Origin of the sequence: Nocardioides aestuarii (genome assembly GCF_039527245.1) — a bacterium.
GTDB classification, from domain to species: Bacteria; Actinomycetota; Actinomycetes; order Propionibacteriales; family Nocardioidaceae; genus Nocardioides; species Nocardioides aestuarii.
The window spans coordinates 486751-506853 of sequence record NZ_BAAAJT010000002.1; the positions used below are offsets into that span (position 1 = coordinate 486751).

Annotated in this window: 20 protein-coding genes; 1 reads left to right on the forward strand and 19 read right to left on the reverse strand. The window is 70.2% G+C overall.

What is annotated here, in order from left to right; genetic code table 11:
• Window positions 1-16 precede the first annotated feature (16 nt).
• Window positions 17-826: a translation elongation factor Ts gene (gene tsf / locus ABD091_RS02470; protein WP_343915546.1), complete on the reverse strand. Its 810-nt coding sequence runs from the start codon at window positions 824-826 to the stop codon at window positions 17-19.
• Window positions 827-906: 80 nt separating this feature from the next.
• Window positions 907-2085: a 30S ribosomal protein S2, sunset domain variant gene (gene rpsB / locus ABD091_RS02475; protein WP_343915547.1), complete on the reverse strand. Its 1179-nt coding sequence runs from the start codon at window positions 2083-2085 to the stop codon at window positions 907-909.
• Between the two features lie 410 nt (window positions 2086-2495).
• Between rpsB and ABD091_RS02480 the strand changes: the two genes are divergently transcribed.
• Window positions 2496-3056, forward strand: a complete 561-nt coding sequence (locus ABD091_RS02480; protein WP_343915548.1) for a M23 family metallopeptidase — start codon at window positions 2496-2498, stop codon at window positions 3054-3056.
• A 1-nt stretch (window position 3057) separates the two neighbouring features.
• Here the strand turns inward: ABD091_RS02480 and ABD091_RS02485 are convergent, their stop codons facing one another.
• The 17 genes from ABD091_RS02485 to ABD091_RS02565 all read right to left on the reverse strand — a co-directional run bounded on the left by ABD091_RS02485 (window position 3058) and on the right by ABD091_RS02565 (window position 20016).
• Window positions 3058-4002: a tyrosine recombinase XerC gene (locus tag ABD091_RS02485; RefSeq protein WP_343915549.1), complete on the reverse strand. Its 945-nt coding sequence runs from the start codon at window positions 4000-4002 to the stop codon at window positions 3058-3060.
• Between the two features lie 9 nt (window positions 4003-4011).
• Window positions 4012-5166 carry a DNA-processing protein DprA gene (dprA, locus tag ABD091_RS02490; RefSeq protein WP_343915550.1) on the reverse strand — a complete coding sequence of 385 codons (1155 nt, stop codon included), beginning with the start codon at window positions 5164-5166 and terminating at the stop codon, window positions 4012-4014.
• Window positions 5163-6755 (reverse strand): YifB family Mg chelatase-like AAA ATPase, encoded by a 1593-nt coding sequence (locus ABD091_RS02495; protein WP_343915551.1) that lies wholly within the window; start codon window positions 6753-6755, stop codon window positions 5163-5165. The genes dprA and ABD091_RS02495 overlap by 4 nt, the downstream gene beginning before the upstream one ends.
• Window positions 6755-7132 carry a YraN family protein gene (locus ABD091_RS02500; RefSeq protein WP_343915552.1) on the reverse strand — a complete coding sequence of 126 codons (378 nt, stop codon included), beginning with the start codon at window positions 7130-7132 and terminating at the stop codon, window positions 6755-6757. Before ABD091_RS02500 ends, ABD091_RS02495 begins: the two co-directional genes overlap by 1 nt.
• 113 nt (window positions 7133-7245) lie before the next feature.
• The gene (locus tag ABD091_RS02505) at window positions 7246-9123 is read right to left on the reverse strand and encodes a TadE/TadG family type IV pilus assembly protein (RefSeq protein WP_343915553.1); all 1878 of its coding nucleotides are present in this window, start codon (window positions 9121-9123) and stop codon (window positions 7246-7248) included.
• 14 nt (window positions 9124-9137) lie between these two features.
• Window positions 9138-9596, reverse strand: coding sequence for a TadE/TadG family type IV pilus assembly protein (locus tag ABD091_RS02510; RefSeq protein WP_343915554.1), 459 nt, complete (start codon window positions 9594-9596; stop codon window positions 9138-9140).
• Window positions 9597-9715: 119 nt separating this feature from the next.
• Window positions 9716-10024: a DUF2469 domain-containing protein gene (locus tag ABD091_RS02515; protein ID WP_343915555.1), complete on the reverse strand. Its 309-nt coding sequence runs from the start codon at window positions 10022-10024 to the stop codon at window positions 9716-9718.
• Window positions 10021-10719, reverse strand: coding sequence for a ribonuclease HII (locus tag ABD091_RS02520; protein ID WP_343915556.1), 699 nt, complete (start codon window positions 10717-10719; stop codon window positions 10021-10023). The genes ABD091_RS02515 and ABD091_RS02520 overlap by 4 nt, the downstream gene beginning before the upstream one ends.
• Window positions 10720-10721: 2 nt before the next feature.
• A complete protein-coding gene (gene lepB / locus ABD091_RS02525; RefSeq protein WP_343915557.1) occupies window positions 10722-11522 on the reverse strand; it encodes a signal peptidase I in 801 nt (266 codons plus the stop codon).
• Window positions 11523-11559: 37 nt separating this feature from the next.
• Window positions 11560-11910, reverse strand: coding sequence for a 50S ribosomal protein L19 (gene rplS / locus ABD091_RS02530; protein WP_343915558.1), 351 nt, complete (start codon window positions 11908-11910; stop codon window positions 11560-11562).
• A gap of 204 nt (window positions 11911-12114) precedes the next feature.
• On the reverse strand, window positions 12115-13206 hold the full coding sequence (gene trmD / locus ABD091_RS02535) for a tRNA (guanosine(37)-N1)-methyltransferase TrmD (protein ID WP_343915559.1): 1092 nt from the start codon (window positions 13204-13206) through the stop codon (window positions 12115-12117).
• Window positions 13206-14246 carry a Kelch repeat-containing protein gene (locus ABD091_RS02540; protein ID WP_343915560.1) on the reverse strand — a complete coding sequence of 347 codons (1041 nt, stop codon included), beginning with the start codon at window positions 14244-14246 and terminating at the stop codon, window positions 13206-13208. The genes trmD and ABD091_RS02540 overlap by 1 nt, the downstream gene beginning before the upstream one ends.
• 2 nt (window positions 14247-14248) lie before the next feature.
• Window positions 14249-15316 carry an ABC transporter ATP-binding protein gene (locus tag ABD091_RS02545; protein WP_343915561.1) on the reverse strand — a complete coding sequence of 356 codons (1068 nt, stop codon included), beginning with the start codon at window positions 15314-15316 and terminating at the stop codon, window positions 14249-14251.
• The gene (locus ABD091_RS02550) at window positions 15313-16377 is read right to left on the reverse strand and encodes an ABC transporter ATP-binding protein (protein WP_343915562.1); all 1065 of its coding nucleotides are present in this window, start codon (window positions 16375-16377) and stop codon (window positions 15313-15315) included. The genes ABD091_RS02545 and ABD091_RS02550 overlap by 4 nt, the downstream gene beginning before the upstream one ends.
• A gap of 8 nt (window positions 16378-16385) precedes the next feature.
• Entirely contained in the window at window positions 16386-17312 is a 927-nt protein-coding gene (locus ABD091_RS02555) for an ABC transporter permease (protein WP_343915563.1), read from the reverse strand.
• Window positions 17305-18309, reverse strand: a complete 1005-nt coding sequence (locus ABD091_RS02560; protein ID WP_343915564.1) for an ABC transporter permease — start codon at window positions 18307-18309, stop codon at window positions 17305-17307. Before ABD091_RS02560 ends, ABD091_RS02555 begins: the two co-directional genes overlap by 8 nt.
• Before the next feature lie 126 nt (window positions 18310-18435).
• Window positions 18436-20016 (reverse strand): peptide ABC transporter substrate-binding protein, encoded by a 1581-nt coding sequence (locus ABD091_RS02565; protein WP_343915565.1) that lies wholly within the window; start codon window positions 20014-20016, stop codon window positions 18436-18438.
• Between the last annotated feature and the right edge of the window lie 87 nt (window positions 20017-20103).

Below are 20103 nucleotides of genomic sequence, written 5' to 3' on the forward strand. Positions count from 1 at the left end.
AGCGATGTGGCTCAGGTCAGGCGCCGACCTCGAAGCGGACGAAGCGGGTCACCTGGGTGCCGGCCTCGTCGAGGACCGACTTCACGGTCTTCTTGTTCTCGGTCACCGACGGCTGCTCGAGGAGGACGACCTCCTTGAAGAACCCGTTGAGGCGGCCCTCGGTGATCTTGGCGATCGCCTGCTCGGGCTTGCCCTCCTCGCGCGAGGTGGCCTCGGCGATGGAGCGCTCCTTCTCGACGACGTCGGCGGGGACCTCGTCACGGGTGAGGAACTTCGGGCGCATCGCGGCGATCTGCATCGCCGCGGTGCGGGCGCCGGACTCCTCGCCGGCGTACTCGACGAGGACGCCGACGGCGGGCGGCAGGTCGGCCGCACGCTTGTGCATGTAGGAGACGACCTCACCGTCGAAGTAGGCGACGTTGCCGAGCTCGATCTTCTCGCCGATCGTCATGGCGAGGCCCTCGACGACCTCACCGACGGTCTTGTCGCCGAGGGAGACGGCCTTGAGCGACTCCGCGTCGCCGGCCTTGGCCTCGGCGGCCGCGTCGGCGATCTGCTGGGCCGCGGCGACGAAGTCGTCACCCTTGGCCACGAAGTCGGTCTCGCACTTGAGCTCGACCAGCGCGCCACCGGAGGTGGCGACCAGGCCGGCCGACGCCTCGCGCTCGGCACCCCGCTCGGCCATCTTCTTGCCCAGCTTGATGCGGATCAGCTCGGCAGCCTTGTCGAAGTCGCCGTTCGCCTCGTCGAGCGCCTTCTTGCAGTCCATCATGCCCGCGCCGGTCAGCTCGCGGAGCTTCTTCACGTCAGCGGCGGAGATCGCCATGTTCCCTCTTCCTCCGTGGTTCTGTGGTGGTGAGCAGGCGGGTGGCCCGGCGGACCGGGCCACCCAGCGACTGCGGTCGATCAGGCGTCGGCCTTCTCGTCGGCCTTCTCGTCGGCCTTCTCGTCAGCCTTGGCCTCCGCGTTGACGAAGCCGGCCTTCTCGGCGGCCTCGGCGGTGCGGAACCACACCTCGGCGTTGGTCCGGTCGTACCAGGGGCTGGTCGGCGCGTGGAACTTCTTCGAGGTCTTGTTGCCCTTGATGGTGAAGCCCTCGGGGGCCTCGCCGTCCTCGAACGGCGCGGCGGAGTCAGCACCGAACTCGCCCTCGGCCACCTCAGCGGTGGGCTCGGCGGTGGGCTCCGTGGCGGCCTCCGCAGCAGCCTCGGCGGCGGGAGCCTCGGCAGCGGCGCCGGTGGCCTCGGCGGCCGGGGTCTCCTCGGCAGGCTTGTCGGCGTCGCCACCGGTCGCGGCGACGGCGGCCTTGTCGGCGTCGCCCTGGAGGAGCTCGCGCTCCCACTCGGCCAGCGGCTCCTCGGCACCCGGCTGGGTGTCGCCCTCGGTCTTGCCGCCCGAGCGGGCGATGAGACCCTCGGCCACGGCGTCGGCGACCACGCGGGTCAGCAGGCCGACGGCACGGATCGCGTCGTCGTTGCCCGGGATCGGGTAGTCGACGAGGTCGGGGTCGCAGTTGGAGTCGAGGATGCCGATGATCGGGATCCGCAGCTTGCGGGCCTCCTCGACAGCCAGGTGCTCCTTGTTGGTGTCGACGATCCAGACGGCGGAGGGGGTGCGGCCCATCTCGCGGATGCCGCCCAGCGACTTCTCGAGCTTGTCGCGCTCGCGGCGCATCTGCAGCAGCTCCTTCTTCGTGCGGCTGCTGCCCGCGACGTCGTCGAAGTCGATCTCGTCGAGCTCCTTGAGGCGGTTGATCCGCTGGTGAACCGTCTGGAAGTTGGTGAGCATGCCGCCGAGCCACCGCTGGTTGACGTAGGGCATCCCGACGCGGGTCGCCTGCTCGGCGATGGCCTCCTGGGCCTGCTTCTTGGTGCCGACGAACATCACGGTGCCGCCCTTGGCGACGGTCTCCTTGACGAACGCGTAGCAACGGTCGATGTAGGCCAGCGACTGCTGCAGGTCGATGATGTAGATGCCGTTGCGCTCGGTCATGATGAAGCGCTTCATCTTCGGGTTCCAGCGACGGGTCTGGTGACCGAAGTGGACGCCGCTCTCGAGAAGCTGGCGCATGGTGACGACTGCCATGGAATTCTCCTGTTGCTCCGAGCAGGCCCACCGTCGTGCCCGACCTTCGTGACCGCGTGCTGCGGCAGGCCGAGCCGGCGCGACGCCTGCTCATCGTGGTTTTCAGTTGCTGCCTCGGGCGGGTGCCCTCGGCCCTGACGTCCACACGCGGTCCGACCCGGCTGACCGGGACCGAGGACCGACGCCCGCGGGCGACCGGAGCCAGGGATCAACTCCGTCGCGGTCGGTGGACGTGCGAAGTCACCTCACGGGTGTGAGGTGCTCCGCACAGGGTAGTCCAGGCGGTGGACAGGCGCGTAATCGCGAGGTGAGCGGACCAGGAGCCGTCCACAGCAGGCCCGGTGGCGCCACGGTCCACAGGATGCCCGGAGCTGCTGGATCGCGCAGGTCGGTGGGCCGAGTCTGGGTGCGTGCTGCTCACGACCGGCCTGCTGACGACCCTCCTCACGCTCCCCGCTCCCCCGGCTCCGAGCCCGGATCCGGTCGGGGTCTGGCCGTTGCGGCCCCAGCCGCAGGTCGTGGCGGCGTACGACCCGCCGGAGTCGGCCTACGGCGCCGGCCACCGCGGCGTCGACCTCGCCGGCGTGGCGGGCCAGCCCGTCCGCGCAGCGATGCCGGGGACGATCGGCTTCGCGGGCATGATCGCCGGCCGGCCGGTCGTCGTGGTCGACCACGGCGACACCCGCACGACCTACGAGCCGGTGACGACGGAGCTCAGCCGCGGGAGCGAGGTCGCCGCCGGCGACCCGATCGGGGCGCTCACCCTGCCCGGCTCCCACTGCCTGCCGCGGGTCTGCCTCCACTGGGGGTGGCTCCGCGGGGACGACTACCTCGATCCGCTGCTGCTCGTCGGTGGTGGGCCGGTACGGCTGCTGCCCCTGGACGGGTTGCCGCCGATCACGGCCGGCCCTCCCTCGGTGGCGTCCTGGCAGCCGCTGGCGGAGACCTGGGCTGCCCGTCGCTGGTGGTGACTCAGGCGCGTGGGTGCGCCTGCTGGTAGGCGCGACGCAGGCGGTCGGTCGTGACGTGGGTGTAGAGCTGGGTGGTGGCGAGCGACGCGTGACCGAGCAGCTCCTGCACCGACCGCAGGTCCGCGCCCCCCTCGAGGAGGTGGGTTGCCGCGGTGTGGCGCAGCCCGTGGGGACCGAGGTCGGGCGCGCCGGGGACGTCCGCGAGCCGCTGGTGGACCAGCGTGCGCACCGCACGCTGGTCGATCCGTCCGCCCCGGGCGCCGAGGAACAGGGCAGCGCCCGACCCGCTCCGCGCCAGCGCCGGTCGTCCGGTCTCGAGCCAGCGCGCGAGCGCCTGCGCGGCCGGTGCGCCGTAGGGCGCGCTGCGCTCCTTGCGACCCTTGCCGAGCACACGCACGACCTGGCGGTCGCGGTCGAGGTCGTCGACGTCGAGACCGACCAGCTCACCCACGCGGATGCCCGTCGCGTAGAGCAGCTCGAGCATCGCCACGTCGCGGGCGCCGACCGGACTGCCGTCGTCGGCGAGCTCCGCGGCCGCCTCGAGGAGCGCCCGGGCCTCGTCGGCCCGGAGCACGCCGGGAAGCGTCGTCCGTGCCTTCGGTGACTTCAGGCTCGCACCGGGGTCGACCGCCACCCGGCCGGTGCGGGCCAGCCAGGCCGTGAAGACCCGGGCCGCCGTCGCCCGCCGCGCGAGCGTCGTGCGCGAGCTCCCCCGTGTCTGCTGGTTGGCGAGCCAGCTCCGCAGGGTGCGCAGGTCGAGATCGGCGAGACGCTCCACCCCGAGCCGCTCGGCGTGGTCGAACAGCGTGGTCAGGTCGCCGAGGTAGGCCCGCACGGTGTGGGCGGAGAGGTCACGCTCCGACACGAGGTGGCGCTCGTAGTCGGCGAGGGCGGTCGTGAGCTGCTCCGGCAGCTCACGATCACGCTCCTGCGGCTCCTCGGGCATGGGTCGATGCTAGGTCGCCCACAGGGGTTCGTCGGGGACCTGCCGCGCGGCCTCGCCGAGCCGCCATCCCGTGGGGAGCTGCTCGACGAATCCGTGACGCAGCAGCTCGGCCAGTGCGCCACGGGTGTCGTCGACGGCGAGTCCCGCCGTCCGCGCCACGGCCACGAGGTCCGCGGCACGGTGCACCGGGACGGCGTCCAGCACCCGCTGGTGCGTGCGGGACAGCCGGTCCCGTGGCCGCGACGGCGCCCGCGGCTCGTCGCGGGCGTGCTCGCCGCTGCTGCCGACGACCTCGAGCACGTCGGCAGCCCCGGTGACGAGTGACGCGGCACCGATCCGGATCCAGTGGTGCACCCCCTGTGACTGAGCACTGCTGACCGGGCCCGGGACACCCATCAGGGGCCGGGACAACGAGTCGGCCCACGCGGCGGTGTTGAGCGCCCCGCTGCGGATGGCCGCCTCGACGAGGACGGTGCCGCAGGTCAGGGCGGCGATCAGTCGGTTGCGCGCCAGGAAGCGCATCCTCATCGGGGCGCAGCCCGGAGGCAGCTCGGACACGATGGCGCCGTGGGTCGCGTGGTGGTCGAGCAGGTCGCGGTGGGCTGCCGGGTAGGCCCGGTCCACCCCGCACGCCAGCACGGCGACCGACTCGCCGCGCATGGCCAGCGCCCCGCGGTGGGCAGCCTGGTCGATGCCGAACGCAGCGCCCGAGACGACAGGACGGTCGTCGCGCGCGAGCTCTGCTGCGATGCCGCGCGCCACGTCCTCGCCGTAGGTCGTCGCTGATCTCGACCCGACCACGGCGACCGAGCGTGCCAGCGAGTCGAGCCGGACCGGGCCCCGGACCCAGAGCCCGAACGGCCGTCCGCGCATGTCGCCCACGCCCTCGGAGGCCTCGAGGTCGTCGAGCTGGTCCGGCCACTCGTCGTCGCCGGGGACGACGAACCGGATCCCCCGCGACGCAGCGCGCTCGAGGTCACGCTCGGGAGCGACCTCGACCATGCGGCCGGCAGCGTCGGCGGAGAGTCCCTGGTCGATCCGCTCGTGCCTGAGCTGTCGGTAGAGCTCGGGCGCACCCATGTGGGCGATGAGTCTGGCCGCTCGAGCGCTGCCGGGCTCGACCAGGCGGCTGAGGGCAGCGCGCGCCGCGCGGTCGTCGGTCACGAGGCGACCTCCGCCCGGAGCGCGCTGGACAGCAACGGCTCACCGGTCCGCAGCCGGAGCGCCGTGTCGACGTCCTCGACGCCGGGCGAGTCCACCCCGCGGAGGTCGGCGATGGTCCAGGCGATCCGGTGGACACGGGTGGCGCCGCGGCGGCTGAGGCCGCCGCGGTACATGACGTCGTCGATGACGCGCTGCTCGTGGTGGCCGAGCGGCCACTCCTTGAGGAGCACCGGGCCCGGCACCTGTCCGTTGAGCGCCCACGACCGCTCGCGAAAGCGCAGCGCCTGACGTTCCCGGGCCGCGGCCACACGTCCCCGGACGACCGCCGACGACTCCGGCGGGCGGGTGGGGTCGGCCGCGTCGTGGGGCTTGAGCGGCAGCAGGTGGCGGGTGATGTCGATCCTGTCGGAGATCGGTCCGCGGACCCGGTCGCGATAGTCACGCCGCTGGGTCTCCTTGCAGGAGCACCGGCTGGACTGGACGTCCGCGGTGTACTCCCCGCACGGGCACGGGTTGGCTGCGAAGACGACCAGGCCGCGGGCGGGGTAGGTGACGACGTCGTCGCCGCGGGCGATGGTGACCTCGCCGCTCTCGAGGGGCTGGCGCAGCGCGTCGATGACGTCGGTCCGGAGCAGCGGGAACTCGTCGAGCAGGAGCACCCCACAGTGGGCACGGCTGATCTCGCCGGGTCGGACCTTGCCCGTCCCTCCCCCGACGATGCTGGTCTTGCTGGCGTCGTGGTGGGGCGCAGAGAACGGCGGCCGCCGGATCAGCCCGTCACCGTCCTGGAGAGCACCGGCCAGCGAGTGGAGCGCGGTCAGCTCGAGCGACTCCCGCAGGCTGAGGTCGGGGAGGATCGTAGGAACCCGTTCCGCGAGGGTCGTCTTCCCGCAGCCCTTGGGGCCCGACAGCAACAGGTGGTGACCGCCGGCCGCCGCCACCTCCACGGCGTACCTCGCTTCCTGGAGGCCGAGGACGTCGGCCATGTCGACCTCGTCGAGCCGCTGCTCGCCCCGCCAGCTGAGCAGCCGGTTGCCGGACATCGGAGCCACGGGCGGGGCCTCCGGGACGGTCTCGCCGGTGATCTCGGCGATCACCTGGGCCAACGACCGGACCCCGATCACCTCGATGCCCGGCACCATCGAGGCCTCGTGGGCCTGCGGCTCCGGCACGAACACCCGGCGGATGCCGCGTTGGGACGCCGCCAGGGTCATCGGCAGCACCCCGGGGACCGCACGGAGCCCGCCGGTCAGCGTCAGCTCCCCGATGAAGACGGACCCGCTGACGTCGGCGGGACGGAGCTGGCCGTCGGCCTTGAGCACGGCCAGGGCGACAGCCAGGTCGACGTGGGTGCCACGCTTGGGCAGGTCGCTCGGCGAGAACAGGATCGTGACACGCTTGGTGGTCGGCCAGTGGAGGCCGGTGTTGTGGATGGCCATCCGGCAGCGGTGGGGCGCCTCGTTGATCGACTGGTCGGTCCGCCCGACCAGGGTCAGCGTGGCCTGGCCGGCGGAGACGTCGACCTGCACGTCGACGAGGTGGCCCACCGCGCCGTCGAGCACGATGGTGGGAGTCGAGGCGACGGCCATCAGACCAGCCCCCGCACGTGCTCGACCAGCGGCGCACCCCTGCGGGGACGTAGGACGGCCACCAGGTCGACCCGCGTCTCGGGTGGGTGGAGGTGGTGGGCGTCGGCCCACCGCTCCCCCAGCCGCATCAAGCGGGCGAGCTTGTCGTCGGTGATCGCCTCGTGAGGGTGGCCGTGGGCCGTGCTGGTGCGGGTCTTGACCTCGCACACCACCAGGGCGGCGCCGTCGCGCAGGACCAGGTCGACCTCACCCTCGTCGCAGCGCCAGTTGCGGTCGAGCAGCACCATCCCGGACTCGACCAGGTGGCGCGCCGCCACCCGCTCGCCGTAGGCACCCAGCGCCTGGTTGTGGGTGACCGCCTCGTTCGTCGTCGTCATCGCTGACCTCCTCGGAGATCAGCGTTGCGTCCTGCGAGGACCCTCGGCCTTCGGGTAGCGACCGCCTGTGGACGGCCGCCCCCGAGGTCGTCCTGTGGACGACCAGTGGCTCGTCAGCCCACCAGACGGACGTTCGCGACGCCGAGCACGGGGTCGTAGTCGATGTCGGGCGACTGCTGGTCCGGTCCGAGCGCCTCTGGGTTGAAGACGAACATCCGGAGCTTCGACACCGAGTTGCCGTTGATCTCGAGGCCGTTGTTGCTCGTCGCCGCGGTCGTCGTGCTCTCGTCGGTGATGAAGGCCGGGAGGTACTCGACGAGCGGCTGGTAGCCCTTCTGGGCGCGGTCGGTCGCCACGACGACCGGCAGCCAGCAGAACCGCGGCGAGTCCTTGACCGCGTCGTCGAGCATGTTGTCCTCGACGCCGGTCTCGGCGGTCAGGTCGGTGAGGGTGGCGCCACCGGTGAGGTAGCACGACAGCACGTCGTTGTTGATGGTGTAGGTGCCGATGCTGCGGTTCGCCCCGCCGTTGCAGCCGGTCTTGGTGGCGCCGTTCACGACGTCGAGGCGGCCGGGAGCACTACCGATGCCGCTGATGAGGCCCTTGTAGATCTGCGGCCCGTCGTTGCCCTCTTCAGCGATGATGCAGTTGTTGCCGGCACGCGAGACGTTGTCGAGCTGGCCCAGCGGCAGCTTGTTGTTGCCGTTCTTGTCCGCGCACTCCTTCTGGATGTCGGCGAACACGTAGGGGATCGGCAGGTGGTCGAGTCCCTTGGCGAGGTTGTAGGCGAGCCGGACGCTGTTGTTGTTCTCCCCCGACACGGCCCGGACGCTGTTGAGCTGGCCGAAGTTGCCGCGGTCCTGCCCGACACAACCGACCGGAATGCTGGTGGTCGTCGACGTGGCCGTGGCCGAGGTGGTCCCCGTGGCGGTGCCGGTGCCCGTGCCGGTGCCGGTGGCGGTCCCCGTGCCGGTCGGCGACGAGGTCGTGGCCGTCGGGCTGGCGGGGTTCGGCCCGACGGTGATGGAGATGTAGTTGGACGAGTACTTCACGACGCCGTCGTCGGTGATGAGCGCATAGAGCTTCCACTCGCCTGGCGTGGCCGAGAGCTCGGTGGCCACCGTGAAGTTGGCCACGTTGAACTGGCTCGCGTTGCTCTTGACGTCGGCGGAGGCGTACTCGGTGAACGACTCGCCGTTCGGTGCGATCGCCCGGATGGTCGCCTTCGTCGTGGTGTTCGTGACGTTCGTGATCTTCAGGTGCTGGAACTCGAGGCTGGCGTTGTAGGCGATCGTGTAGGTGAGGGACGGATTGCTGAGCGTGTGGGTCCCGACCGGGCTGATCGGGATCGGGGCCGCGGCCGCCGCGGCCATCGGTGCCTTGGCGGCCCACGCCGGAGCCGGGCGGGGGTTGGGTCCGTGGCCCTGGGTCGTGTCGGCGTCCACCGGGCCGTAGCCGCACCCGGACGGCAGCCAGAAGGGGACGATCTTCTCCTTGGGCGGCAGCTCCGAGAAGGCACGGACGGTCGCGCTGCGGGTCACGTTGGTGCCCGGCGACACCGCCCCGGCCAGACCGAAGTCGACGTAGGCCTGCGGGGGCGTCAGCGTGAGCTGCGTGCACTCGTTGTCGCACGCCGTCCCGTCGTCGGTGAAGAACTCAAGCTCGCCGTTGCTGTAGTCGTCGTCGAGGAGCTCAGAGGCGACGGCCACGTCCTGCCCTGCCGCCACGTTGTCGTTGAGATAGGTCACCGCGAGCGCGGCGAAGTCGGACTTGCTGTTGTTGTCCGTCCGCGCGTCGGTCGACGACAGCGGCAGCAGGCTGCCTGCGGCGAGGGCGCTGATATCTGCCTGCTTCTGCACGATTCGTCCCCGCGACCACGCGTTGCCCAGGTCGACGGAGAGCGCGGAGACGATGATGAGCACGCCCGCGAGAAGCGCCACCATGATGGCGACGGCACCGCGATCGTCGCGGCGTAGCAGGGATCTGGTCATTCTCTTCATCGGCGTCAGCAATTCGTTGGTTGGCCGTCGATGCGCTCCACGCGGGCATCGACCCTTTGGCTGACCGTGCCACCCTGGATGAAGGGCACGGGGAATTTCATGTCGATCGCGGTGAACGTCACCGTCACGGTGACCTTGTCCCCCGGCTCCCACTGACCCAGGACCGCGTTCGGCGTCTCAGCATCGGTGTAGGTCCTGGTGACTGTTGGCACGGTGCTTGCATAGCCGGGTGCCGCTGCTGGCGTGCCGGTGACCGAGTTGGTGAGGGTGGTGCAGTCGTTGGCGTTGCCGACGGCCGACAGCCGCGCAGCCCCACGGGCGAGGTCCGAACCACCCTGGAGCGCCCAGAAGTAGAGGCCGTACTGGATCAGGCCGAACACGAGGAGCAGGAGGAACGGCAGCACGAGGGCGAACTCGACCGCCGAAGCACCTCGGTCGGCACGTCGTCGTAGCAGCACGGTCACTCCCTCGTTCGACACTGGACCCACTCCAGCACCTGAATGCTAGTGGCGAACGAGAGCCGCTCAGGGCAAAATCGAAAGATGACACACACGGTCTAGTCAGATGTGACCAGACCTCTGCATCAGCCCTTGGGCGGGTCGATGTCGGAGGGCGAGAGCTCCTCGACGTTGACGTCCTTGAAGGTCAGGACCTTCACGTTCTTGGCGAAGCGGGCGGGGCGATACATGTCCCAGACCCAGGCGTCGCTCATCGACACCTCGAAGAAGACGTCGCCCGACTCGGTGCGCGCCTTCACGTCGACCTGGTTGCAGAGATAGAAGCGCCGGTCGGTCTCGACGACGTACTTGAAGATGCCGACGACGTCGCGGTACTCCCGGTAGAGCGTCAGCTCCATCTCGGTCTCGTACTTCTCGAGGTCCTCGGCGCTCATGACATCTCCTCCACCAGGTCATTCTGCCCCGGCAAGGGTGGTTCGAGGCCCGCGGCCCGCCGCACGTTCACGAACCGCATCCGGTGCTCGGGGCAGGGACCGAGGCGGGTGAGCGCGGCGGTGTGGTCGTCGGTGATGTAGCCCTTGTGGGTCGCGAAGTCGTAGGCCGGGAACTCGTCGTGCATCCCCCGCATGATCCGGTCCCGGGTGACCTTCGCGATCACGCTCGCGGCGGCGATGCAGGCGGCCACCCGGTCGCCCTTCCAGACAGCGAGCCCGGGTGTCCCGAGCCCGTCGACAGGAAACCCGTCCGTGAGGACGTACGCCGCCGGCAGCTCCAGCAGCGCCACGGCCCGTCGCAGCGCCTCCACGTTGGCCACGTGCATGCCGAGCCGGTCGCACTCGGCCGCAGGGAGCACGACGACGGACCAGGCCAGCGCGCGGCGTACGACCTGGTCGTAGCAGCGTTCCCGGGCCCTCTCGGTCAACAGCTTGGAGTCGGCCAGGCCCGGCACGATGCCGGCCTTCCCGGCCGGCAGGATCACGGCGCCGGCCACCAGCGGCCCGGCGCACGCTCCGCGGCCCGCCTCGTCCACCCCGGCGATCGGGTCGAGCCCGACCCGACGCAGCGCGCGCTCGTAGCCGTAGAGCCCGGCATCGCGCCGGACGGTGAGGCCGCGGGGCAGGGTGGACACGGTCAGGAGGCGTCGGGCACGTCCGCGAACGAGTCGGGACGACCGATCCAGTCGAAGCGGGACGCGGGCCAGATCAGGACGAAGACCTTCCCGACCACGAGGTCGACGGGGACGAACTCGTCGCCGGGGACACAGTCGGTCTCGTCGGGCCGACACATGTGGGCGGTCGAGTCGGCGGACTGGCCGCGGTTGTCGCCCATCACGAACAGGCTGCCCTCGGGGACCGGCCCGACCTCCCAGTCGCAGGCCGGGACGCCTCGGGGTCCGGCGCACTGGATGCCCTGCTCGCGGATGTAGGGATTCTCGTCGAGGGCGACGCCGTTGACCGACAGGCGACCCTGCTTGTCGCAGCAGGTGATCGTGTCGCCCCCGACGCCGACGACCCGCTTCACGAGGTGACCGCCCTGCGGGTAGAGGCCGATCTTGCCCATCACCTTCGCGACCGGGCTGTCAGGTCCGACGGCGTCGGCCCCGGAGAGCCACCCGCCCGGGTCGGCGAAGACCACGACGTCCCCGCGCTGCGGCTCCCCGCTGAACCAGTAGGACGGCTTCTCGACCAGGATCCGGTCGTTCTTGATGAGCCCGGGCTCCATCGACTCCGACGGGATGTAGAACGCCTGGACGAAGAACGCCTTGATCACGACCGCCAGCACGAGTGCGAGCCCGAGCAGCAGGATCGTCTCCTGCCACAGCGGGAGGTGCTTCTTCTCCCCCGACTCCTTCTGGTCCCGGACGTGCGACGACCGCGGTCCCTGCGCTTCCTCGGTGGTGGAGGAGCGGGGACCGCGGTCGTCGGAAGTCACGCTGTGAAGGGTAACCAGTGAACGTCTGGTCGACGCCTCAGGCCTCGCGGCGCTCCTTGATCTTGGCCTTCTTGCCGCGGAGGTTGCGCAGGTAGTAGAGCTTCGCGCGCCGCACGTCACCACGGGTGACGACCTCGATCTTCTCGAAGATCGGGGAGTGCAGCGGGAAGGTGCGCTCGACGCCGACGCCGAAGGAGACCTTGCGGACGGTGAAGGTGCGGCCGACGCCGGAGCCGTGGACGCGGATGACGACGCCCTGGAACTGCTGGACGCGGGACCGGTTGCCCTCGACGACCTTGACGTGGACGTTGACGGTGTCGCCGGCGCGGAAGTCGGGGACGTCGTCGCGCTTGATGGCGTTGCCGAGCTCGCTGATGACGTTGCTCATGTCTCTCCTCACGGGTGCCACAGGTCAGCCGCGGTATGAAGGGATCACACGGGTGGTCCAGCTCTCCGACCGGCGGCGCCGGCTCCCCCTGTGGCAGGAGCTCCGACGCAGATCCCCTGCCGGGTGACGTGCACCCTCGGGAGATCCGGGTTTGGCCGACTGGACCAAGCGACAAGTCTGCCAGAGCAGCGGGTGAGGCGGAAATCAGCGCCTGCGCCGGAGCAGGCGGCCCTCGGGGCGCCAGCCCTCCTTGCGCAGCGTCCTGACCAGGCGCTTCCCACGGTCGGGGCCGAGGCCCTCCAGCCCCACGGCGTACGCCGTCGCGCCGGCCGGAGCGCGCGCGACCCCCTCGGCCACCAGCAGCTCCTCGAGCCCGGCACCGCGGACGTCGGGCGCCACGAGCAGCGGGCCGATGCGCCAGTCGGCACCGTCGAGGGCCGCCGGTGCGGCGGCGACGAGCCGGCCCCCCGCCCGCACGGTGAGGCACGACGCGGGATCGGCCTCCGGCCGTTCGCCCTCCGGCAGGCACGCCCACTCCAGCGTCAGCAGCTCCCCGGCATCAGCCGGCTCGCCGGGGGCCACCACCAGCTCGACGCCCCCGTGACCGACCAGCCGTGCGGGGTGCGCCAGGTCGGGACGACGCTCGGCGGTCCGCCGCAGCGCCGCGTCATGGCGCCAGGCCGCGATGGCGCCGTGGTCACCGCTCTGGAGGACGGGCGGGACGTCGTGGCCGCGCCACGACGCCGGCTTCGTGTAGACGGGATACTCCAGCAACCCGTCCTCGTGGGACTCCTCGGCCAGCGACTCGGCGTTGCCCATGAAGCCGGGCAGCAGCCGGGCCACGGCCTCGACCACGACCAGGGCGGCCACCTCCCCGCCGTTGAGGACGTAGTCGCCGATCGAGACCTCGCGCACCTCGACGCGGCTCGCGTAGTGGTCGACGACGCGCTGGTCGATGCCTTCATAACGGCCGCAGGCGAAGACCAGGTGCTCCCGCGTCGCCAGCTCGCGCGCGGTCGCCTGGTCGAACGGGCGACCCGCCGGGGTCGGCACCACCAGCGTGCTCCGCTCCCCCAGCACCTCGTCGAGGGCCTCGCCCCACGGCTCGGGCTTCATCACCATGCCGGCGCCGCCACCCGCGGGGGTGTCGTCGACGGTCCGGTGGCGGTCGTGGGTCCAGTCACGCAGGTCGTGGACGCGCACCTCGAGCAGCCCCGCAGCCCTGGCCCTGCCCGCGAGCGAGAGGTCGAGAGGCGCGAGGTAGTCGGGGAAGATCGAGACGACGTCGACGCGCATCAGCCGAGGGCGAGCCGGTCGCTGGTCCGTACGTCGCGCAACGGGTTCAGCGCACAGCCGCCGATGTTGTAGATGTAGCCGTCGTGGACGACCACGCCCATGCCGTGGCGCGACAGGGTGAGGGCGTTGCCCTCCTCCCAGGTCTTCAGCTCGTCGGCGTCCATCACGTAGGCCGACTCGTGGAGGGTGATCCAGAGCTTGCCGTCGGCCAGGGCGAGCCCGGCACGTGACATCGGCTCCGGCAGGTCCGGCAGCGTGCGCCACCGACCGGTCTCCGGGTCGAACAGGTCGACCAGGGCGCTGTCCTCGAAGTCGCTCTGGCCGCCGGCCACGACCAGGCCCCGGGGGGTCGACACGGTCTTGTGGGAGTCGCGCGCGCGTCGCTTCGGCATCGGGGTGTCGAGGGTGTCCCACTGCTCGGTCCGTGGGTCGAACACGTCGACGTCGGCGATCTCGCCGTCGAGGTCGCGGCCGCCGATGACGTAGACCTTGCCGTCGTGCAGCGTCGCCGTGTGGGCGTAGCGCGCGTGGGGCAGCGGGGGCAGGTCGCGCCACGTGCCCGTGTCGGTGTCGAGCACGGCAGCGAAGTCCATCGCCTGGCTGGTCGCGTCGAAGCCACCGAAGGCGTAGATCCGCCGGCCGATGGCCACCGTCTCGAACGACGCGACCCCGACCGGCATCTCGATGTCGGAGGTCGACCACTCGCCTGAGGTCGTGTCGAGGACCTCGATGGACAGCAGCCGGTTGCCACGCTCGCCCGTCATGCCGCCGAGCGCCCAGATGTCGTCGCCGATGACGGCCGTGCCGAAGTCGTCGCGCGGCACGGCCAGTCCGTTGATGGGCTCCCACGTCGGGTAGACGTCGGAGGTGGTGGTGATGCCGTCGCTGTCGGAGGGTGCGATGGTCGAGGTCGGCTCGGGGCCGGTCGGGTCGGGCGCGGGGGACGGTTCCCCGCCGGTGGCGCACCCGGTGACCGCCAGCGCGAGCGCCAGCGTCGTCACCAGGGTGCGCCCCCGACGGGCACGACCGGTGGTGGGCACCGTCAGGAGTCCTCGACCTCGCTGGCGTGGATGACGTCGCGAGCAGCGGCGAAGTGGCACGCCGAGAGGTGGTCGCTGGACTCGCGGATCTGGAGGAGCGGCTCCTCCGACGCGCAGATGTCCTCGGCCTTCCAGCACCGGGTGCGGAACCTGCACCCGGACGGCGGGTTGGCTGGGCTCGGCACGTCGCCCTGCAGCACGATCTGGTCGCGGTGCCCCTTGAGCCGGGGGTCCGGCACGGGCACGGCCGAGAGCAGCGCCTGGGTGTAGGGGTGGGTCGGTCCGGAGTAGATCTGCTGCTCGTTGCCGAGCTCGACCGCCTTGCCGAGATACATCACCATGACCCGGTCGGAGATGTGGCGCACCACCGACAGGTCGTGGGCGATGAAGACGTAGGACAGCCCGAACTCGTCCTGCAGCTGCTCGAACAGGTTGACGACCTGCGCCTGGACCGAGACGTCGAGCGCCGAGACGGGCTCGTCGCACACCAGCACCTTGGGCCGCAGCGACAGCGACCGCGCGATGCCGATGCGCTGGCGCTGGCCTCCGGAGAACTGGTGGGGGAAGCGGTTGATGTGGTCGGGGTTGAGGCCGACCACCTCGATCAGCTCCTGCACGACCTTGCGCCGGTCGCGGCCCTTCAGGGCGTCGGGGTGGATGTCGAACGGCTCCCCCACGATGTCGCCGACCGTCATGCGGGGGTCGAGCGAGGAGTAGGGGTCCTGCAGCACGATCTGGATGTCACGCCGCATCCGACGCAGCTCACCGGGGTTGAGGCCGACCATCTCCTGGCCGAGCAGCTTGATCGAGCCGTCGGTGGCGGTCTCGAGACCCATCAGCAGGCGGCCGAGGGTCGTCTTTCCGCAGCCGGACTCGCCGACGATGCCGAGGGTCTCGCCCTTGCGGAGGTCGAAGGAGACGCCGTCGACCGCCTTCACGTGCCCCACCGTCCGCTGGAACACGATGCCCTGGGTGAGCGGGAAGTGCTTCTTGACGTCACGGACCTCGAGGACGGTCTCGCGGCTGTCCGTCGTGGTCGAGTCGTGGGCCTGCGTCGCGTCGGTGCTCACTTGGCGACGACCTCCTCCCAGTAGTGGCACGCGCTGGAGCGTCCGCCGGGCACGGGGTAGAGGCTCGGCTTCTCCTCCTTGCACTTGTCCTTGGCGAATGTGCAGCGCGGGTGGAACGCGCAGCCAGGAGGCTGGTTGGTCAGCACCGGCGGCAGACCCTTGATGACCGTGAGCTCCTGCCCCTTCTGGTCCACGCGCGGGATCGACTCCAGCAGTGCCTTCGTGTAGGGGTGGGCCGGGTTCTCGTAGGTCTGGTAGACGTCGGCCTGCTCGACCGCGTTGCCGGCGTACATCACGCAGATCTTGTCGGCGACGTCGGCGACCACGCCCATGTCGTGGGTGATCAGGATCAGGCCGAGCTTCATCTCCTGCTGGAGGTCGGCGAGCAGCTGCATGACCTGGGCCTGGACTGTGACGTCGAGGGCCGTCGTCGGCTCGTCGGCGATGATCACGTCGGGCTTGAGGGCCAGCGCCATCGCGATCATCACGCGCTGGCGCATGCCGCCCGAGAACTGGTGGGGGAAGTCGTCGACGCGCTGCTTGGCGGCCGGGATCCCGACCATCTCCAGCATCTCGACGGCCTTCGCCTTCGCCTCCTTGCGGCTCGCCCCCTGGTGGACCCGGAACAGCTCGCTGAGCTGCCAGCCCACCGTGAAGACGGGGTTGAGGGAGGACAGGGCGTCCTGGAAGATCATGGCGATCTTGTTGGCCCGCACGTGCCGGCGGGTCTTCTCCTCCATCGCGAGGAGGTCGACGCCGCGGAACCGGACCTGGCCCCCGGCGACCCGCGCGGGCGGGGTGTCGAGGATGCCCATGATCGCCTGCGCGGTCACGGACTTGCCACAGCCGGACTCTCCGAGGATGCCGAGCGTCTCGCCCTCCCCGACGGAGAAGCTGACGCCGTTGACGGCCTTGGCGACGCCGTCTCTGGTGTGGAACTCCACCTGGAGGTCCTCGACCTCGAGCAGCGGGGCGGAGGGATCGAACGCGACGCCGCTGAGCGGCGACTTCGACGGACCGCTGGAGACGTCGGTCCGCGAACGGGTGGTGGTGTCAGACATGCCTCACCTCAGCGGCTTCGGGGGTCGAGGGCGTCACGCAGCACGTCGCCGAGCAGGATGAAGGCCAGCACGGTGACGACGATGAACGCACACGGGTAGATGAGCAGGTGGGAGAAGCCGGCGAACACGAGGTTCTGGCCCTCGTTGACCAGCAGGCCCCACGACACGGTCGGTCGCTGGTAGCCGACGCCGAGGAACGTCAGCGTGGCCTCGGCCCCGATGTAGGAGCCCAGGCCGATCGTCGCCAGGACGATCACCGGCGCGATGCTGTTGGACAGCACGTGCTTGCGGATGATGAACAGGTCGCTGGCACCCAGCGCGCGGGCGGCGTCGACGAAGTCCTTCTGCTTCGTCGCGAGCACGCTGCCGCGCATCACGCGCGTCAGCGACGTCCAGCCGAGCAGGATCAGCACCAGCGAGATCGTCCAGATGTTGCGGGTCGGGAAGATCGCCAGGAAGACGATCGCGCCGAGCAGGAACGGGAGGCCGAAGAAGATGTCGGTCACGCGGCTGATGATGGTGTCGGTCAGACCGCCGAACCAGCCGGCGGCGGTGCCGCTCACCACGCCCAGGATCACGGTCCCGATGGTCGTCAGGATCGCGACGTTCACCGACTTCCCGGTGCCCCACACGAGCGAGGACCACATGTCGCAGCCGGCCGCGGTGTAGCCGAACGGCTTGTCCCAGGTCGGCTTGACCCGGGCGTTGATCAGCTCGCACGCACCGGCCTCGTTGGGCGAGGTGGAGGCGAAGATCCACGGGAAGAACGACATCAGCAGGATCACGAAGACCAGGACGCTGGAGATCCAGAACACCGGGCTGCGGAAGAGCTCGTAGCGGACGTCGCCCCACAGCGTCCGGTTGCTCCCGGAGCCCTCGGGTCCCGAGGAGTCGACGTTGGTCGAGGCGGCGCTGGCCGCGCTGATGTCACTCATAGCGGATCCTCGGGTCGAGAGCGGCGTAGAGGAGGTCGACCAGCAGGCTGGAGATCAGGAAGACGATCGTCAGCACGGTGACGACTCCCAGGATGACAGGGGTGTCGTTGGACTGGATGGCCTGGAAGGTGAGCAGGCCGATGCCGGGCACGTTGAAGATGCCCTCGGTCACCAGCGACCCGCCGAGCAGCAGGCCGAGGTCGATGCCGATGTAGGTCACGACAGGGATGAGCGAGTTGCGCAGGGTGTGGATGGCCACGACGCGGCGCGTGGTGAGCCCCTTCGCCCGTGCGGTGCGCACGTAGTCGGACCGCAGGTTCTCGATCAGGCTGGTGCGCGTCAGGCGCGCGATGGCGGCCAGCGAGAACGAGCCGAGCACGATGCCCGGCAGGAAGAGGCTGAGCCAGGGGTACTCGGGGTTGTAGCCGACCTGGAACATCTGTCCCAACCACTCCGGCGCCCACTCGCTCTCGCGCAGCGGCAGCCCGATCTTGAGGCCGATGAAGAGGACGGCGAGCGAGCCCGCCACGAAGACCGGCACCGCGATCAGGACCGAGGTCGTGATGCGCACCAGGTTGTCGATGAACTTGTCCTTGCGCAGACCCGCCAGGACGCCGATGAAGATGCCGACCACGATCTCGAAGGCCAGGGCGATGAACTGCATCCGCAGCGTGATCCCGACACGCTCGAGGAACAGCTCGCTCACCGACCGGCCGCGGTAGTTGGTGCCGAAGTCGCCCTGCATGTACTGGCCGAGGCGGTCGACGAACAGGCCGAAGCACGGGTTGCCGGTCTGCTGGAGACACGGATCGTCGAGCCCGTACTGGACCTGGAGCTGCTGGATGATCTCCGCGGGCGGCGCGTTCTCGCCGAACAGCGCCCGCACCGGGTCGCCGACGACCTGGATCGTGACGGTGGTGAGGATGTGGAGCAGGAAGAGCGTCCCCAGGATCACGGGGATGAACTGGATGAGTCTTCGGGCTACGTAGCGCCCCATGTGCGTCCCTTTCGGTCACTCAATGCGCGCAACCCATGAGTCGGGGGCCGAGCCCTAGGGCCCGGCCCCCGCTCAGGTTGCCAGTGGACGTTACCTCACGGTGAGGTCAGGGACCCCACCCGGAGGTCACTGGACGACGGAGATCGACGAGAAGTTGATCTCGGCAGCCGCCGGGTCGTACGCCACGTCGGTGACCTCGTCGGAGAACGCGATCGCCGTCGCGCCGCTCCACATCGGGATGATCGGCATGTCCTCCAGCGCGACGTCGCCCGCCTGCTGGTAGAACTCGATGCCCTCCTCCGGAGTACCGGCCTCGTCACCCTGGACGAGCAGGTCGTCGACCTCGGAGTTGGAGTAACCGGTGTAGTTGGAGTCACCACCGGTGCCCACGATCGGGCGCAGGTAGTTCTCCGGCGACGGGTAGTCCTGGCCCCAGCCGAGGCGGAACGGACCGGTGAAGTCCTGCGCGTCGAGCAGCTCGAGGTACTGGGCCCACTCGGTCGACTGCAGCTTGTAGTCGACACCGAGGTTGTCCTGGACCTGGCGGGCAGCCGCCTCGACCCACGCGTCGTGACCGGCGTCGGCGTTGAAGTAGAACTGGATGGTCTCGCCGGACAGGTCGACACCGGCGTCGTCCAGGATCTGCTTGGCCTGCTCCGGGTCGTAGACGCAGTAGCCACAGGCGTCGTCACGCGAGCCGGGGATCGGCGGGGTGACGATGTCGGTGGAGGGGTAGGCCAGGCCGTTGAGGACCTGGTCGACGATCAGCTGGCGGTCGATCGACATCGAGATGGCCTGGCGCACGGCCGGGTCGTCGAACGGGGCCTGCGCGGTCGGGAAGCCCATGTAGGTCAGCGTGGAGGTGGGCTCCTCGATGATGGAGTCGCCAAGGGTGCCCTTGGCCTCGAGGTAGACCTCGGGGGCCAGGCTGATGACGTCGAGGCCACCGTTCTGGAAGTCGCGGTAGGCCGCGGTCGGGTTGGTGAACATCTGGAAGGTCACCTTGTCGGCCTGGGCCGGCTGGTCACCCGCGTAGTCGCCCCACTTGGCGACGGTGATGGCCTGGTCGTGCTGCCACGGGCCGTCCATCTGGTAGGGGCCGGTGCCGACAGGCTGCTCGTTGCAGCCCTTGATGTCGTCGAGGCACTCGTCCGAGATCGGAGCGAAGGCCGGGGCGTAGGACATCTGCGCACCGAAGGCGGAGAACGGACCGTTGAGGGTGACCTCGAAGGTCCGGTCGTCGACGACCTTCATGCCGCTCATGGTCTTGCCCTCGCCGGCGCCCTGGATCCGCGACATGAAGCCGGCGGTCGCCTGGGCGTTCTTCGGGTCCTGGCTGTAGTTCCAGGCGTTGGCGAAGTTCTCGGCGGTCACGGGCTCGCCGTTGTGCCAGGTCCGGCCCTCCTTGAGGGTCACGGTCCAGACCGACTGGTCCTCGTTGGGCTCGATGGACTCCGCGAGGCCGTCGAAGACCAGCTCGCCGGTCTCGGCGTCGGTCGAGACCAGCGGGTCGTTGATCATGTCGAGGATGGCCGAGCACTCGGACTCGTAGCAGTTCGACCCGGGCGCGAGGAACGAGGGCTCCGTGACCTCGGCGATGTACTCGCCGCCGGCCTGGCCGGTCGGCTCGCTGCCACCGGCGGGAGTCTCCTCCTCGCTGCTGCCGCCACCACAGGCGGCAAGCCCCAGCACGAGCGCCGCTGCCACGGCGGTCGCACGCAAAGGCGTCCTGACCTTCATTGGTCCTCCTTGAGAATGTGCGCGTTGAAACGCTTAGCGCCGCCAACCATGTAC